Below are 1,962 nucleotides of genomic sequence, written 5' to 3' on the forward strand. Positions count from 1 at the left end.
CCCATTCGATTTTTTTGAACTTTTTGCGACAGAAATTTCGGCCCCTGTTTGTGGGTAGCCGGCTGCCGTAACGGAACGGGGACAACACAGGCAGCGGCCACGCAGGAGCCCTATTGCCGCCGCATTGCGGTTCGACACCGGCACCAGCAAGGAAGCGCACGCGCACCGCCGCGCGAGGCCTCCTATAAGAGACCGTGGGAAGACCACTTATAAGGGACGCGCCGTTGGGGATTTCGGCCTAGGCTTGGCCTTTCGTTGACTTAAACCGCCGTGACAGGCAAATGTCATGCGCACAACAAAAGCGACAAGCCGTTCCGCCCGGGGAAGAAGCAGCCTTTCTGGATGCCAGATACGGAAGATGTCATAGCCGAACTCGGCAACGAGCCGCCGCTGATCGCGGATGGCCGGAGCGGCCCGCCCGATCGGCGCGAGGTGTCGGCGCGCTGGCTGTCGGGCACTTTTCTCACCGGCGTGACGTCGAGCGGTTTGATGGGCGTGGCGCTCTTCGCAGCGCTGGATGGACGCCAGCAATTGGCGACGCCGCCCGAGATCGCCGAGCTCGCCCATGTCGAGAATGGCGGCGATTCCGGCGAGATGGCCAAGACGACAAGGCTGGTGGCGCCGCGCCAGATCGCCAAGGCCAAGGATCGCCGGCGCATGGAAGTGTCGATGGTCACCAAGGTCGGCGACCGCGACGTCATCCACACCATGCCTTTCGTGCAGATCAAGATGGCGCTGGCCGCCGGCCACACCACCAACCGCCCCTACCCGCCCTTCGACCCGATGCAGGTGTTCGGCGACGACAGCGACGACAATGCCGGCGCCACCGCGCCCGCCGTCGCCGGCCAGATCTACGGCGCGAAGGTCGAAAGCGAGATGTCGCTGAAGACGGTCGACTTCCCGATCGATACGGCGTCCTTCGATGAGAAGAGCGACCTCTCGGCCGACGAGGTGGAAAAGGTGGTGCGCGAGGCCGGCACCGATCTCAGCGACGGCGCCATCCAGGTCGCCTCACTGCATTATGTCGACCCTCAGCGATTCGGTGATGCCTTCGCCGAGAGCATGGCCGGCTCCTACGACGTCAAGATCGTGCCCGAGAATGTCTCGGTTTCGCCGCGTGTTGAAACCGATGACCAGACGCCGGCATTCGCCGAGGAAATCATCCCCTTCACCAAGGATACCGGCATCGCCGAGGCCTTCGCTGATTCGGGCTACACCGGCGAGGACGCCACCGGCATGGCTGATGCCATCGGCAAGCTGCTCAACGCTCCGGCGCTGAAGGCGGGAACCGTGCTACGCGTCGGGCTCGAGGTCCATGGCGACGCCGCCAAGGTGGTTCGCACCAGCGTCTATGACCGGACCCAGCACATCGTCACCATCGCGCTCGACGACCGCGGCCAGTATGTGCCGGCGCAGGAGCCCGAGCCCAACCCCGAACTGCTGACCGCCTTCGATGATTCGCCGCCGGTGGTCGTGCGTGGCAACCTGCCCAACATCTACGACGGCATCTATCGCGCTGCCTATTCCTACGGCATGTCTAAGAAGCTAACGCAGCAACTGGTCAAGCTATTGGCCTCCGATGTCGACTTCCAGTCGCGGCTCGGCCCCTCCGACCGGATCGATGTGCTGTTCTCGCAGCCGGACGGCGATGACCAGGCCTCCGACGAATCCGAACTGCTCTATGTCTCGGCAACCTTCGGCGGACAGATGCGCAATTTCTACCGCTTCCAGATGCAGGACGGCAGCACAGACTATTTCGACGAGGATGGCTCAAGCGCCCAACAGTTCCTGCTGCGCAATCCGCTGCCGGCGGGGAAATTCCGCTCCGGCTTCGGCGCGCGCCGGCATCCGATCCTCGGCTATGTCCGCATGCATACCGGCGTCGACTGGGCCGCCCCGATCGGCACGCCGATCATTGCCGCCGGCAACGGTGTCATCGAGAAGGCCGGCTGGGCCGGCGGG

General features: G+C 64.2%; 1 protein-coding gene. It reads left to right on the forward strand.

Annotation, left to right across the window (positions count from 1 at the left end; translation table 11 throughout):
- Nucleotides 1–342 precede the first annotated feature (342 nt).
- Nucleotides 343–1,962 (forward strand): M23 family metallopeptidase (locus tag EOA33_RS14200; RefSeq protein WP_190234271.1); only part of this gene is annotated, 1,620 nt, incomplete at its 3' end.

Origin of the sequence: Mesorhizobium sp. M4A.F.Ca.ET.050.02.1.1, assembly GCF_003997725.1 — a bacterium.
Classification (GTDB): Bacteria; Pseudomonadota; Alphaproteobacteria; order Rhizobiales; family Rhizobiaceae; genus Mesorhizobium.